Source organism: Bacteroides sp. CACC 737, assembly GCF_013874375.1.
GTDB classification, from domain to species: Bacteria; Bacteroidota; Bacteroidia; order Bacteroidales; family Bacteroidaceae; genus Bacteroides; species Bacteroides uniformis.
In genome coordinates this window covers 71,695-85,019 of sequence record NZ_CP059408.1, presented here as the reverse complement: position 1 = coordinate 85,019, position 13,325 = coordinate 71,695, and the positions used below count along the sequence as shown (strand labels likewise).

The window sequence follows — 13,325 nt, the reverse complement described above, 5'->3', positions numbered from 1 at the left end:
GTCCGTTCTATTAATGGAACATGTTTTTCAAGAAAAGGAAGCCCATGTGGATATTGATTATTAGCCTGATTGCCCTTGCCCTCGTGGCAGCCACAGCCGGAATTATACGCAACCGGAAACTGCAGAAGAAGATAGACCGCGGCGAACTGGACGCCATGCCCGAAGTGCAGGAAGTGGATGCCGAGTGCTGCGGACAGCATGAAATCTGCGAACGTGACAGCCTGCTGGCAGCCGTCAGCAAGCAAATAGAATATTACGATGACGAAGAACTGGACAAATACATCGGCACCGCTCCCGATGCCTATACTCCCGAGCAGGAAGACGAGTTCCGCGACGTGTTCTACACCATGCAAGACACGGACGTAGCCGGATGGGTGCGCAGCCTGCAACTGCGTGGCATAGCCTTGCCGGACAACATCAAGGATGAAGTGTTCCTCATCATCGGCGAACGCCGTCTCACCCCCCATTCCTAACACTCCACATCCAACTTTTAATTTTTAATTCTTAATTTTTAATTGAATAAATGGAGCTACTGCAATACACTTTTTTCCAACATGCCCTCATCGGCAGTCTGCTGGCAAGCATTGCTTGCGGGCTGATAGGCACGTACATCGTTACCCGGAGACTAGTGTTCATCAGCGGCGGATTGACGCATGCATCTTTTGGCGGTATCGGCCTGGGATTGTATACCGGCATTTCCCCCATTCTGTCGGCAGCCTTGTTTGCAGTCTTGTCCGCTTTCGGTGTAGAGTGGCTCAGCAAACGGAAGGACATGCGGGAAGACTCCGCCATTGCCGTATTCTGGACATTGGGCATGGCACTGGGCATCATGTTCACTTTCCTCTCGCCGGGATTCGCACCCGACTTGTCCGCCTATCTCTTCGGCAACATTCTCACGATTACCTGGAGCGACATCGCTCTATTGGGAGGGCTTGCCCTGCTGCTGATACTGTTTTTCGCGCTGTATCTCCATCCCATCATCTACGTAGCCTTCGACCGGGAGTTTGCCCGCTCGCAAGGTATTCCGGTGCAGGTATTCGAATATGTACTGATGATGTTCATTGCGCTGACCATCGTGGCATGCCTGCGCATGGTGGGCATCGTGCTGGTTATTTCACTGCTCACCGTTCCGCAGATGACCGCCAACTTGTTCTCGCACCGGTTCCACCGCATCATCTGGCTTTCCATCGGCATCGGTTACCTCAGTTGCCTGGGCGGGCTGATGATTTCTTTCTACTTGAATGTCCCCTCGGGTGCATCCATCATATTCTTTTCCATCATTATCTATGCCATTTGCAAGACAGGAAAAAGTTTTTGGCTATATTTGCAACGCTAAATCAAAAGACACAATGGAAATCAAAATTCAGTCATTAGACCAGATTCACGAAGCCGCCCGCCAGTTCATCGCTGAAATGGGTGATAATACCGTCTTCGCTCTTTACGGAAAAATGGGGGCGGGCAAGACAACTTTCATCAAAGCCGTTTGCGAGGAGTTGGGCGTTTCCGACGTCATCACCTCCCCTACCTTCGCCATTGTCAACGAATACCGTTCCGACACTGCCGGCGAACTGATTTACCATTTCGACTTCTACCGCATCAAGAAACTGGAAGAAGTGTATGACATGGGTTACGAAGATTACTTCTACAGCGGCGCCCTCTGCTTCATAGAATGGCCGGAGCTGGTAGAGGAACTCTTGCCGGGCAACACCATCAAGGTCACCATCGAAGAAGTGGAGAACGGAGAGCGGGAAGTCACGTTAGAGAGCTTTGAATAAGGCATGCTTTTCCCCCGCTTTAATTTTTAATTCTTAATTCTTATTTCTGATGAGCCAATACATCGTTCAAGGGATTTTCGCCGTCGCAGGCATCATCGCCTTGCTGGCAGCCATATTGGACTGGAACTGGTTCTTTACTGCCCGAAACACCCAGTTTATCGTACAAAAAGGGCGGCGACAAGCCCGCCTGTTCTACGGTGTATTGGGTGTCATTCTCATCGGCACGTCCATCTTCTTTTTTCTGAATACGCCACCGGTCACATAAAAACAAAAAATCGCGGATGAAGCCATGCCCATCCGCGATTTTCCTATACTTTTGATACAGACTATTCTTCGTCCAAAGATTCCGTATATTCCATCTCACCTTGTACGATGAAAAGGATTTCTTCCGGATCATAGTCACCCATCTCATCCTTATGGGCTTCCTTGACAATATAGTCCACGATTTTCCCCAAATCAATCTCGATGTACCCATCCGCATCCGGCTGTGCATCAAGGATGCCGCTCTCGGAATAGTACTCGTCAATCAAATCGAGAAAATAATAGAACTCGTCGTCAGAGAACTTCTCTTTCAACTCCTGCGGCAAATAATTCTTGATGTACTCGATGGTCTTTTCATCATCGACATCATTCTGCAAAAAATCGTCTTCCATTCCCATACTTACTATTGCTTAAAGGGTTAATGTTATTGACTATTTGACGATTTACTATTTACTATTTGGCGGCGCCATGATGCCAAAAGGGTAAATCGTAAATAGTAAATCGTCAAATAGTACCTTATAATATCGCTTCTATCTTGGCCACGTAAGCAGATTTCGGAGCAGAACCTACCTGCTTGTCCACCAGCTCTCCATTCTTGAAGAACAAGACTGTAGGGATGTTGCGTATGCCATATTCGGCAGCCACATCACCGTTCTCATCCACGTCACATTTGCCAATAATCACCTTTCCTTCATATTCAGTAGCCAATTCATCGATGATTGGTCCCACCATCTTACAAGGGCCGCACCAAGGTGCCCAGAAATCCATAACGACCGGCTTTCCCTCTGCCAGGATTTCTTGAAAATTGCTGTCTGTAATTTCTAAAGCCATTTCTTTTAATATTAAATGTCAACTATAATTATTAATTTACTGTCAATTGCGTTTTATCAACCTTCGCTTTCGAAGCAAAGATAGTGCAAACCGAATGCAAAACAAAATGAACTTGTTCATTTTTTATGCCGAGGTGCAGCCTATCTTCGTTTTCCAACAAAGATAACTAATTAATCCTGAACTCAAGGTCTGGACGCTCTTTTAAATAAGTAATCAGTTCACGCCCCACGGAAAGCTTCACGGGACGGGAAATCAAATCGACCGTCATCTTGCTATCCTCATCTCTGACTTTGAAATAAAGCTCCGTACTGCCCGGACGTTCCTTGGTCAGTTCTGCCAGTTCAGTTATCAAAGCCTTGTTCAGCACACTCAGCGGAATGAGAATGGTTATCTTCTCAATCAGTTTCTCCTTGACGTCAGGCAACAGTTCCATGGAGGTTATCTTCAGCTCCAACTCATCCTGCCGCCATTGCTTGGGCTGGCAACGGGCTTTGATGAACAAGAAGGTACGTTCACCCAGATACCCCTGATAGGTCACCCAATCATTTCCGAAGAAAGGAAGCTCTGCCGAACCGGAATAGTCTTCAATCTTGGCTATGCCGTAAGGATTTCCATTTTTACTGATACCGCGACGCACGGCGGTCACGATGCCACCCATTGTTATTTCGCGTCCCACAAGTGCCGTCTTATCTTCCAGCTCTGCCATGTGAGTGTTGCAAACATGCTCCAGAACTACGGAATACTCATCCAACGGGTGTGCGGACAGATAGATACCTACCAAATCGCGCTCCCGGTTCAAACGGTCGAGGTCGCTCCAACGTTCCGCTACCGGTATTTCCGGAGTGGCGATATCCACCACATTCTCACCGCCGAACAAGGAGTTTGCAGCCGCAGCCTGGTCGGCCTGGTAACGGTTACCATACCGCACCAAGGTTTCGAGGAAGACCTCGTTCTTGGAATTTACGGCAAAATACTGCTCTCGCTTCAGCTCCGGGAAGCTGTCGAACCCGCCCGCCAAAGCAAGACATTCCAGATTCTTCTTGTTGCAGGCTGTCAGATTGACACGCTGCACAAAATCAAATATACCCTTGAAAGGACCATTCTTCTCGCGTTCCTCCATGATGCTCTGCACAGCACCCTCGCCTACCCCTTTCACCGCGCCAAGACCAAAACGGATATTGCCTTCCTTGTTCACGGTGAACTTCAGGTTACTTTCATTCACATCCGGCCCCAATGTATTGATGCCCATTGCCTTGCATTCGTCCATCAGTTTGGTTATATCGGTAATATTCGCCAAACTTCGGCTCATGACCGCCGCCATGTATTCGGCCGGATAGTTGGCCTTGAGGAAAGCCGTCTGATAGGCCACCCACGAATAGCAAGTGGCATGTGACTTGTTGAAGGCATAGGATGCAAACTTTTCCCAGTCGGCCCAGATTTTCTCAAGCACTTTCGGGTCGTGGCCGTTCTTTTGTCCACCCGAAATGAATTTCGGCTTCATGTGGTCCAGCTTGTCACGCAGTTTCTTACCCATCGCCTTACGCAAGGCATCGGACTCACCACGGGTGAAGTCCGCCAGCAAACGCGACAGAAGCATGACCTGCTCCTGGTAGACCGTAATGCCGTAGGTATCCTTCAGATACTTCTCCATGATGGGGATGTCATACTCGATGGGCTTGCGTCCCCACTTACGGTCGATGAAGTCGGGGATATAATCCATAGGACCCGGACGGTAGAGGGCATTCATGGCAATCAAATCCTCGAAAGTGCTAGGTTGCAACTCGCGCAGATACTTCTGCATACCGGCCGATTCAAACTGGAACGTACCGATGGTGCGGCCGTCGCAATAGAGTTTATAGGTAGCAGGGTCAGAAATGGATATCTTGTCGATGTCGAGTTCCAAGCCGCGGTGCAGACGTACATTGGCAACGGCTTCCTTAATGATGGACAAGGTTTTCAGTCCGAGGAAGTCCATCTTGATAAGTCCCGTATCTTCGATGACGGAACCTTCGTATTGGGTAACGAGCATCTTCTCGCCCGTCTCCTTATCATCCGCCGTGCTGACGGGTACCCAATCCGTGATGTCGTCACGACAAATAATAGTACCGCAGGCATGCACACCCGTACCGCGCACATTACCTTCCAGCATCTTGGCGTATTTCATCGTATCGCGCACCAGGGGATCGGGTGAAGCTTCCGCAGCCTGCAATTCGGGTACGTACGCGATAGCATTCGGCAGGTTGAGTTTCTTGTCGGGAATCTTATCCGGCACGAGCTTGCACAGACGGTCCGATTCGCTCAAAGGCAGTTTCTGTACGCGCGCCACGTCCTTGATGGCCATCTTGGTCGCCATTGTGCCGTATGTAATGATGTGCGCCACCTTCTCTTGCCCGTATTTCTCCGTCACCCAGCGGAGCACTTCTCCACGTCCGTCATCATCGAAGTCCACATCGATATCAGGCAAAGAGATACGGTCGGGATTCAGGAAACGCTCGAACAGAAGGTCGTATTGAATCGGGTCTATTTTCGTGATGCCCAAGCAATAGGCCACCGCCGAGCCGGCAGCCGAACCACGTCCCGGTCCTACCGAAACGCCCAGCTGTGTGCGGGCGGCATTGATAAAGTCCTGCACAATCAAGAAGTATCCCGGGAAACCCATCGTCTTCATGATGTACAGCTCAAAGACCAGACGTTCCTTCACCTCGTCGGACAAGGGATCACCGTACAGTTTCTTGGCACCGTCGAATGCCAATTTTGCCAGATAGTCGGCTTCCAGCTTGATACGGTACAGCTTGTCGTAGCCCCCCAGACGCTTTATCTTGGCATTGGCGGCATCCTCATCCAGCACCACCTTGCCGTTTTCATCCTGGGTAAACTCATCAAATAAGTCCTTTTCGGTATATTTCTGCCGATAGCCCTCTTCCGTTCCAAAATCTTCCGGAATAGCAAACGTAGGCATAATAGGAGCATGGTCGATGGAATAATATTCCACCTTGTCCAAAATCTCCAAGGTATTGGACAAGGCTTCGGGAACATCCTCAAACAAGGCGTTCATCTCAGCCTTTGTCTTCATCCATTCCTGCTTGGTATAAAGCATTCGGGTAGGGTCATCCAGATCTTTACCCGTGCTCAGACAAATCAGGCGGTCGTGCGCTTCTGCATTCTCTTCATCCACAAAGTGGACGTCATTGGAGCAGATAACCTTAATGTCATATTTCCGGGCAAGCTCCAGCAACTTGGCATTCGCCTTCTGCTGAAGCGGATAGGCTTCGTGGTTGGCACGGGGAACAGTGGCTTTATGGCGCTGAAGCTCCAGATAGTAATCATCGCCAAACAGATTCTTATACCAGCGTACAGCTTCTTCTGCCTCTTCCAGCTGGTCATTGATAATCTTCTTAGGAACCTCGCCACCGATACAAGCCGAGCAGACAATCAGCCCCTCATGGTACTTTTCCAGTTCACTGCGGTCTGTACGCGGACGCATATAGTATCCCCTTGTCCAGGCATGCGATACAAGTTTTATCAGATTGTGATACCCCTTCTCATTCTTTGCCAGCACAATCAGGTGATAGCCACTCTGGTCCGGCTTCCCCTCCTTCTTATCCATGGTTCGGCGGGCCACATACATTTCACAGCCTACAATCGGCTTGAACAGCTTGCTTTCCGCTTCTGCCATCTTGGCACGACAATCGGCAATCTCCGCTTCCTTGTCTTCACACTCTATCTCACCGCTTTCAATACCGGCAATCCTTTTCTTGAGGTCCTTTATCTCCCCCTTTGGCCCGCTGTTCTTCTTGTTGACATAGTTGGTGAACTCCTTGATACCGAACATATTTCCATGGTCGGTCACGGCAATGCCTTTCATACCATCCTTCATGGCCTTATCAACCAACCTGCTGACACTTGCCTGGCCATCCAGAAGAGAGTATTGGGTATGGACATGTAAATGAACAAAATCTTGCATATATATCCTTTCTATTCAGAGCCTAAAATTACAACCTCTATCACAGCTAACAAAAATATTTCCCAAAAAGTTATCAACATACACATTTCTCTCTCCAAATCCTTGTTAGATTTTCAAAATAAGCCTATTTTTGCAGATAATTTCTATCTAAATTAGCAAATACGATATACATGGGTCGATTAAAAAGATTAAAAAAGATACGCATACACCGTGAAGGAACACATACATTGGCAGGCAGCCTGGTTCTGATTCTGGCTGTCAACACTGCCCTTTACTTCGGATTGGAATGCAAAGTTCCTTTTTACGTAGTAGCGGTCATCAGCCTCATAGTATATGGCATACTCGTGAACTTCTTCCGCTGCCCCATCCGTTTGTTCGGACAAGAAACGGAGAAAGTCGTGGTAGCTCCTGCCGACGGTAAAATCGTAGTGGTGGAAGAAGTGGAGGAAAACGAATACTTCCACGACCGCCGTATCATGGTATCTATATTCATGAGTCTGGTTAATGTACACGCCAACTGGTATCCGGTAGACGGTACGGTAAAGAAGGTGTGGCACCAAAACGGAAAGTTCATGAAAGCCTGGCTGCCCAAAGCCAGCACCGACAACGAGCGTTCCACCGTAGTAATAGAAACCCCGGAAGGCGTGGAGATTATGGCACGACAGATAGCCGGAGCCATGGCGCGCCGCATCGTGACCTATGCCGAACCAGGCGAGGAATGCTATATTGACGAACATATGGGTTTCATCAAATTCGGCTCCCGCGTGGATGTCTTTCTGCCGTTGGGCACCGAAGTATTCGTTAAACTAGGACAACTGACTACTGGCAATCAGACAGTGATAGCCAAACTTAAATAATAAAAGAACAACAATGGCAAACTGCATTACCCGCCATATTCCAAATACTCTGACCTGCCTGAACCTATTCTCCGGGTGTATTGCTTGTGTCATGGCATTCGAAGCCAGATATGAATGGGCACTCGCTTTCATTATTTTCAGTGCCGTATTCGATTTCTTCGACGGCATGATGGCACGTGCACTGGACGCACACTCCATTATCGGCAAGGATTTGGATTCTCTGGCAGATGATGTCAGTTTCGGAGTGGCCCCTTCCCTGATTGTATTTTCCTTGTTCAAGGAAATGGACTATTCGGGCGCAATGGAAAGCTTGGCCGGTGTTTTCCCCTATCTCGCATTTCTTTTGTCCGTATTCTCTGCACTGCGGCTTGCCAAGTTCAACAACGATACCCGCCAGACGAGCTCTTTCGTAGGACTTCCCGTCCCGGCAAACGCCTTGTTCTGGGCTTCATTGGTGACGGGCGCTCACGACTGGCTGGTGAGCGGCAGCTTCCATCCGGTTTATCTGTTGCTGCTGGTCTGCCTTTTCTCATGGCTACTTGTATCGGAGATTCCAATGTTCTCACTCAAATTCAAGAATCTGTCATGGAAAGACAATAAAACAAGCTTCATTTTCCTGCTTGTCTGCATTCCGTTCCTCATCTTCTTGGGAATCTGCAGCTTTGCTGCAATTATCGTGTGGTATATACTACTTTCGCTTATTACAAGGAAAAGTAAATAAACAAATCTTTGGCACGGTTGTTGTATTGAAGTTCGCAGAAAACGAACACATAAAAAGACATTAGCCCATGTTTCATATTTTAGGATTTTTATTCATCATCATAATTGCCATTCTGCTCATTGGCCTCAGCATTATCGGTACTGTCATCCGGAACATATTCGGATTGGGCGGACGCCGTACTTCCTCCAACTCCGGTCCCTACCAAAAAGGAAATGGTAACTACCAGCCGGGAGGGTACTCCTACAATGATAATAGACAATCGTCTGAAGAGGTACAAGCTGAAGAAGGTGAAATACGCCCCCGCCACAAGAAACTGTTCTCCAAAGACGAGGGAGAGTATGTGGATTTTGAAGAAATCAAAGAGTAGGGATTAGGGATAAAGGATTAGAGATTATTTGCGCTTGGCGGCAAAGAACTCTTTCATCAGGGCGGCACATTCATCTGCCAGAATTCCTTTTACCACTTGTGTTTTGGGATGCAATGCCTGCGAGGCATAGCGCTGATACCCTCTTTTCTCATCTTCAGCACCAAACACCAGACGTCCCATCTGCGCCCAGGCAATGGCACCGGCACACATCACGCAGGGTTCCACTGTGACATAGAGAGTACATTCATTCAGATATTTGCCGCCAAGGGATGCAGCGGCAGCGGTAATGGCTTGCATCTCGGCATGGGCGGTGACATCTGTCAAGGTCTCCGTCAGATTATGGGCACGAGCTATGATACGGTCCTTGCAAACCACAACCGCACCTACAGGAACTTCTCCCCGTTCACCTGCCTTCTGCGCTTCCTGAAGTGCCTGCTTCATATAATAGCTATCGTCCAACGCCATCCCCTTTTAATTGTTAATTTCTAATTTTTAATGCTCATCTCCTCATGTCGTGCTCACCGAACAAAGTAGGATAATCCTCTTCCATATTCTTATGGATAAACATGAGAATAGTCTCCCGCAGCCAACGCGACTTGTTCGTTATCTTGTATTTCTCCAGATAACGATCCACAATCCGCTGCTCTTCCTCGCTCATCAGGCATACCATGCGCTGCTCGCGCTTCGGTTCTTCGGGCGTTGCTTTCGCACACGTTTTATCTCTCTTTCTCATATTTCCTGCAAAATTACTTTTACTTCTGTAAAAACAAAACGAACCTACGTAATTTTTATATCAGAAACGCTTAAATGGCACTGAAATATTTTTTTGACCGATAAACTTAAAGAATTTCTTAAAAACATTTTAATTTAATAATTAAAAACGTATTTTTGGAGAGTTCTAAATTTAAAAGGTATGAAACATGTAAATTATCTCAGCTTCTTTCTACTCGCGTTGTTCAGTATAAGTTTTATCTCATGTAGTGACGATGACGATAATAAGCTTAATACCGGCATAACCAATCAAAGTTGGACAGAGGGAAAATCCCTGGAGATCAGCCAGGATAATGACTTGTCTGTAAGCTTCAATGCTGCAGCTAAATGGGTAGCTTCCGTCACCTCTGGAGCGGATTGGTGCAAACTGAATACGACCTCGGGCACAAAAGGACAAAGTACCTTGAAATTATCTGTAAGTACAAGTTCCACCACCGACCGGACAGCCAGAATCTCCATTAATATAGACGGCTATTCTCCTGCAAGTTTTGAAGTTACACAAAAAGGGACCAGTGCTCCCCAAACCACTGAAGATATGGAGATTAACGCAAAAGTTGATGAATATCTGAGAGAAATGTATCTCTGGAACGATGAATACAAAACATTGAATCTTGACCATAACAAAGGCTATGAAGACTTCTTCTATGATGCATTGGGAAGTATGACTACTAATACTTTGGATAAAAAGGCCACTGCGGATGGAAAATATACTCTCTTTTCATACATACAGAAAAAAAATCCCATCGGTTCAACCCGTTCCACTCAATGGGTAAAAAAAGAACAAACTTACAGTTTCGGCATTACCGGAGCAGACGTTCGAGCAATTGGAAGCGAAGATAATTACACTATCTACTTCTTTGTACAAGGTGTTTACCCCAATTCACCGGCAGCACGGGCAGGTATTAAACGAGGTTCCTCAATCATGCAAATAAACGGAGAGAAGTTAACCATGAGTAATTATTGGCAACATTACCTAGATTTACTGATACCAGCTTCGGCTTTCAGCCTGAAAATTACAGAGGAAAAGACAGAGGGAGGAACCCAAGAAAAAGACATATCTTCCGAAGCCATGTACTGCAATCCTATTCTTTTCAGTAAAGTGACAGAAGAAGAAGAAACCCCAGGGCACAGAATTGGCTATCTTGTTTATTCTGGATTTGAGGCCGGATTTGACCAAGAATTATTCGATGTATTCAAAGAATTCAAAAGTCAGAATATCACGGACCTAATTTTGGATTTACGTTACAATGGAGGTGGCCACGTTATATCAGCCAACCTAATAGCAACTTGTATAGCCGGCGCAAAATCTGAAGGCAAAGTGTTCACAAGCCTGAGATATAATAAAGAAAGAATGAAAAAACGCAATGATAAACGTGAGGAAGAATTGTTTGCATATTCCAACTATGAGAATCTGGCTACGTCTCTATCAGCAGGTGCCTTAAACCTTCAGCACGTCTATTGTATCGTAGGTAACGGAACAGCATCAGCCAGTGAACTTGTCATCAATTCTCTAAAGGGAATAGATGTAGAAGTAACACTTATAGGTAAAAGAACTACCGGTAAAAATGTAGGTATGGAACCAGTAGAATATACCATAAGAAATAACGTCTACGAAGTGGTTCCCATCACCTTCCAAAGCTATAATGCCAAAGGAGTTGGAGATTATGAAAATGGGTTCACACCTGACATCGAAATAGATGAAAACGACCCTTACGGCAGAGGAGACGGATATTACATATACAGAGACTATGGTTCGGATAAAGAGTTCCTATATGCCCGTGCCATCCAGGAAATCACCGGTCAGGCTCCGGCACCCACAACACGCAGTGCAGAACCCCTGATGAGAGGCAAAGCCTTGAAGGTCCCTGCCATCTACCGACGAGGACATGAAGGCATGATTAAGTTGCCGGAATAATGGCAATACACAATATTCTTGGAAAAGCCGGTGAAGACGCCGCTGCCAAATATTTGGAACAGAACGGTTACACCATACGTGACCGTAACTGGCGGAAGAATCACCTTGAGCTGGATATTGTAGCCGACAAAGATAAGGAACTGATTATTGTGGAAGTGAAAACCCGTAGCAATACGGACTACATCGAGCCGCAGAATGCCGTGAACTGGCAGAAAATACGACGTATTGTCGTAGCGGCCGATGCCTATATCAAGCACTTCTGTTTGGATGCACCCGTCCGCTTCGACATCATAACTGCTGTAGGCGAACCGGGAGCATTCAGGATAGAGCACATGAAGGATGCCTTCTATCCACCCATATTTTGATAATTGACAATTGATAAGTGAGAGTTATTTCAATCGTAAATCGTAGATTATAAATTGTAAACCGTAAATACCATCATGGACATAGAAACCGCCCGCGAATATTGCCTCAGCAAAAAGGCCGTCACGGAATGCCTTCCGTTCGACGAATACTCGCTCGTGATGAAAGTCATGGATAAAATGTTTGCACTTATCGACCTGGAAAGCGCCAACAAGATTTGTCTGAAATGCGACCCCGAATATGCACTCGAACTGCGGGAGCACTATGCTGCCATCGAAGGTGCCTATCACTTCAACAAAAAGTACTGGAACCAGGTGTTCCTTGACGGTGACGTCGACGACAAACTGTTGAAGCAACTGATAGACCACTCTATGGAAGAAGTATTGAAGAAGTTCACCAAAAAAATGCGTACCGAATATGAAGCCCTGCCCTGACACATTCCCGTTCCCGCTGGTAGCATTGGACGAAACGGCATCGACCAACCAATACCTCAGCCAGCTTTGCAACCAGTTGCAAGAATCCGTTGCCGAACTAACAACCGTGACTGCCGAGTTCCAAACCGCCGGTAAAGGCCAGCGCGGCAACACCTGGGAAGCTGAAGAAGGCAAGAACCTGCTTTTCAGCTTTGTACTCTACCCTTCTTTTCTGGAAGCCCGCCGACAGTTCATCCTTTCACAAATCGTTTCCCTCGCCATTAAGGAAGAACTGAGCAGATGGTCTGATGAAATCACCATCAAATGGCCGAACGACATTTATTGGAAAGACAAGAAAATCTGCGGTATACTGATAGAGAACGACCTTTCCGGACATCATATCAGGCGCAGCATTGCCGGAATCGGCATCAACATCAACCAGGAAGTCTTCAACAGTGATGCTCCCAACCCCGTCTCACTGAAACAAATCACCGGAAAGGAGCACGACCGTTATGAAATCCTTGCCCATATCCTGAGACGTGTACAAATCTACTACAACAGCCTCCAAATGGAGGACTTCGCCGTCTACTCCGACGAGATATCCACACGGTATGCCCGCTTCCTTTTCCGTCGCCGGGGATTGCACCCTTATGAAGATGCCAACGGCAAGTTCCTTGCCCGGTTGCTGCGTGTAGAGCAAGACGGACGGTTCGTGCTGGAGGATGAAGGAGGAAGTGAACGGGAATATCTGTTCAAGGAAGTGCAATACATTCTGTAAAGGAGATTCATCCCTATCACAAAGTTTATTTTGAAATTCATCTGTCACGCTATCACGTCACAAGGGAGGAACCATCTATGCCAAACAAGTTGCCTATCGCAAACTTTTGGAACTCACCATCGAACAAGCGACACAGACGGAAACCATCCACCGGATGCACTTCCCTCTACAACTATCAACTGCGTGAAAAAGAGAACAACCGGCTGAAAGCGACAACTTAGAGTTGCTCAACCACATCTTGCAACAAAAAGCGATAGAAAACGAGCAGGAGCAGGAGGGCCAAGAGTATCTGCTTGGTTCCAATATATA

General features: G+C 47.0%; 16 protein-coding genes. 11 read left to right on the top strand and 5 right to left on the bottom strand.

Annotation, left to right across the window (positions count from 1 at the left end):
* Positions 1-44 precede the first annotated feature (44 nt).
* Genes H1A11_RS00520 through H1A11_RS00505 form a run of 4 tightly spaced genes read left to right on the top strand, consistent with a single transcriptional unit; the run spans position 45 to position 2,040 of the window.
* Entirely contained in the window at positions 45-473 is a 429-nt protein-coding gene (locus H1A11_RS00520; RefSeq protein ID WP_035450311.1) for a hypothetical protein, read from the top strand.
* Positions 474-523: 50 nt separating this feature from the next.
* Entirely contained in the window at positions 524-1,336 is an 813-nt protein-coding gene (locus H1A11_RS00515; protein ID WP_016274158.1) for a metal ABC transporter permease, read from the top strand.
* Positions 1,337-1,349: 13 nt separating this feature from the next.
* Positions 1,350-1,775 (top strand): tRNA (adenosine(37)-N6)-threonylcarbamoyltransferase complex ATPase subunit type 1 TsaE, encoded by a 426-nt coding sequence (gene tsaE, locus H1A11_RS00510; protein WP_016274159.1) that lies wholly within the window; start codon positions 1,350-1,352, stop codon positions 1,773-1,775.
* Between the two features lie 49 nt (positions 1,776-1,824).
* Positions 1,825-2,040 carry an immunity 17 family protein gene (locus H1A11_RS00505; protein ID WP_181757587.1) on the top strand — a complete coding sequence of 72 codons (216 nt, stop codon included), beginning with the start codon at positions 1,825-1,827 and terminating at the stop codon, positions 2,038-2,040.
* Between the two features lie 61 nt (positions 2,041-2,101).
* Here H1A11_RS00505 and H1A11_RS00500 read toward each other — a convergent pair whose 3' ends face one another.
* The 3 genes from H1A11_RS00500 to dnaE all read right to left on the bottom strand — a co-directional run bounded on the left by H1A11_RS00500 (position 2,102) and on the right by dnaE (position 6,831).
* Positions 2,102-2,434 carry a hypothetical protein gene (locus H1A11_RS00500; protein WP_005824189.1) on the bottom strand — a complete coding sequence of 111 codons (333 nt, stop codon included), beginning with the start codon at positions 2,432-2,434 and terminating at the stop codon, positions 2,102-2,104.
* A gap of 118 nt (positions 2,435-2,552) precedes the next feature.
* On the bottom strand, positions 2,553-2,867 hold the full coding sequence (trxA, locus tag H1A11_RS00495; RefSeq protein ID WP_005824191.1) for a thioredoxin: 315 nt from the start codon (positions 2,865-2,867) through the stop codon (positions 2,553-2,555).
* A gap of 166 nt (positions 2,868-3,033) precedes the next feature.
* Positions 3,034-6,831, bottom strand: coding sequence for a DNA polymerase III subunit alpha (gene dnaE / locus H1A11_RS00490; RefSeq protein ID WP_057089757.1), 3,798 nt, complete (start codon positions 6,829-6,831; stop codon positions 3,034-3,036).
* Positions 6,832-7,001: 170 nt separating this feature from the next.
* Here dnaE and H1A11_RS00485 point away from each other — a divergent pair, with 170 nt between their 5' ends.
* From H1A11_RS00485 to H1A11_RS00475, 3 genes are all read left to right on the top strand, one after another.
* Positions 7,002-7,688 (top strand): phosphatidylserine decarboxylase family protein, encoded by a 687-nt coding sequence (locus tag H1A11_RS00485; RefSeq protein ID WP_005835112.1) that lies wholly within the window; start codon positions 7,002-7,004, stop codon positions 7,686-7,688.
* A gap of 13 nt (positions 7,689-7,701) precedes the next feature.
* Positions 7,702-8,409: a CDP-diacylglycerol--serine O-phosphatidyltransferase gene (gene pssA / locus H1A11_RS00480; RefSeq protein WP_117599282.1), complete on the top strand. Its 708-nt coding sequence runs from the start codon at positions 7,702-7,704 to the stop codon at positions 8,407-8,409.
* Between the two features lie 67 nt (positions 8,410-8,476).
* A complete protein-coding gene (locus tag H1A11_RS00475; protein WP_016274162.1) occupies positions 8,477-8,776 on the top strand; it encodes a DUF4834 family protein in 300 nt (99 codons plus the stop codon).
* A gap of 24 nt (positions 8,777-8,800) precedes the next feature.
* Here the strand turns inward: H1A11_RS00475 and H1A11_RS00470 are convergent, their stop codons facing one another.
* Positions 8,801-9,235, bottom strand: a complete 435-nt coding sequence (locus H1A11_RS00470) for a nucleoside deaminase (RefSeq protein WP_117599445.1) — start codon at positions 9,233-9,235, stop codon at positions 8,801-8,803.
* A gap of 40 nt (positions 9,236-9,275) precedes the next feature.
* Entirely contained in the window at positions 9,276-9,509 is a 234-nt protein-coding gene (locus tag H1A11_RS00465; protein WP_005824205.1) for a hypothetical protein, read from the bottom strand.
* Positions 9,510-9,689: 180 nt separating this feature from the next.
* Between H1A11_RS00465 and H1A11_RS00460 the strand changes: the two genes are divergently transcribed.
* From H1A11_RS00460 to H1A11_RS00445, 4 genes are all read left to right on the top strand, one after another.
* Complete coding sequence (locus H1A11_RS00460) at positions 9,690-11,462, top strand: S41 family peptidase (protein ID WP_138345842.1); 1,773 nt, start codon at positions 9,690-9,692, stop codon at positions 11,460-11,462.
* A complete protein-coding gene (locus tag H1A11_RS00455; RefSeq protein ID WP_117599281.1) occupies positions 11,462-11,827 on the top strand; it encodes a YraN family protein in 366 nt (121 codons plus the stop codon). Before H1A11_RS00460 ends, H1A11_RS00455 begins: the two co-directional genes overlap by 1 nt.
* Positions 11,828-11,902: 75 nt before the next feature.
* The gene (locus tag H1A11_RS00450) at positions 11,903-12,259 is read left to right on the top strand and encodes an MmcQ/YjbR family DNA-binding protein (protein ID WP_025834268.1); all 357 of its coding nucleotides are present in this window, start codon (positions 11,903-11,905) and stop codon (positions 12,257-12,259) included.
* Complete coding sequence (locus H1A11_RS00445; protein ID WP_181757586.1) at positions 12,243-13,016, top strand: biotin--[acetyl-CoA-carboxylase] ligase; 774 nt, start codon at positions 12,243-12,245, stop codon at positions 13,014-13,016. The genes H1A11_RS00450 and H1A11_RS00445 overlap by 17 nt, the downstream gene beginning before the upstream one ends.
* Positions 13,017-13,325 lie beyond the last annotated feature (309 nt).

Bases quoted from the DNA above. Each gene is read 5' to 3' on its own strand.
- H1A11_RS00445 (WP_181757586.1), top strand. From the start codon at position 12,243: ATGAAGCCCTGCCCTGACACATTCCCGTTCCCGCTGGTAGCATTGGAC.
- pssA (WP_117599282.1), top strand. From the start codon at position 7,702: ATGGCAAACTGCATTACCCGCCATATTCCAAATACTCTGACCTGCCTG.
- H1A11_RS00515 (WP_016274158.1), top strand. From the start codon at position 524: ATGGAGCTACTGCAATACACTTTTTTCCAACATGCCCTCATCGGCAGT.
- H1A11_RS00520 (WP_035450311.1), top strand. From the start codon at position 45: ATGTGGATATTGATTATTAGCCTGATTGCCCTTGCCCTCGTGGCAGCC.
- H1A11_RS00475 (WP_016274162.1), top strand. From the start codon at position 8,477: ATGTTTCATATTTTAGGATTTTTATTCATCATCATAATTGCCATTCTG.
- trxA (WP_005824191.1), bottom strand. From the start codon at position 2,867: ATGGCTTTAGAAATTACAGACAGCAATTTTCAAGAAATCCTGGCAGAG.
- H1A11_RS00455 (WP_117599281.1), top strand. From the start codon at position 11,462: ATGGCAATACACAATATTCTTGGAAAAGCCGGTGAAGACGCCGCTGCC.
- H1A11_RS00500 (WP_005824189.1), bottom strand. From the start codon at position 2,434: ATGGGAATGGAAGACGATTTTTTGCAGAATGATGTCGATGATGAAAAG.
- H1A11_RS00460 (WP_138345842.1), top strand. From the start codon at position 9,690: ATGAAACATGTAAATTATCTCAGCTTCTTTCTACTCGCGTTGTTCAGT.
- H1A11_RS00505 (WP_181757587.1), top strand. From the start codon at position 1,825: ATGAGCCAATACATCGTTCAAGGGATTTTCGCCGTCGCAGGCATCATC.
- H1A11_RS00465 (WP_005824205.1), bottom strand. From the start codon at position 9,509: ATGAGAAAGAGAGATAAAACGTGTGCGAAAGCAACGCCCGAAGAACCG.
- H1A11_RS00450 (WP_025834268.1), top strand. From the start codon at position 11,903: ATGGACATAGAAACCGCCCGCGAATATTGCCTCAGCAAAAAGGCCGTC.
- H1A11_RS00485 (WP_005835112.1), top strand. From the start codon at position 7,002: ATGGGTCGATTAAAAAGATTAAAAAAGATACGCATACACCGTGAAGGA.
- tsaE (WP_016274159.1), top strand. From the start codon at position 1,350: ATGGAAATCAAAATTCAGTCATTAGACCAGATTCACGAAGCCGCCCGC.
- dnaE (WP_057089757.1), bottom strand. From the start codon at position 6,831: ATGCAAGATTTTGTTCATTTACATGTCCATACCCAATACTCTCTTCTG.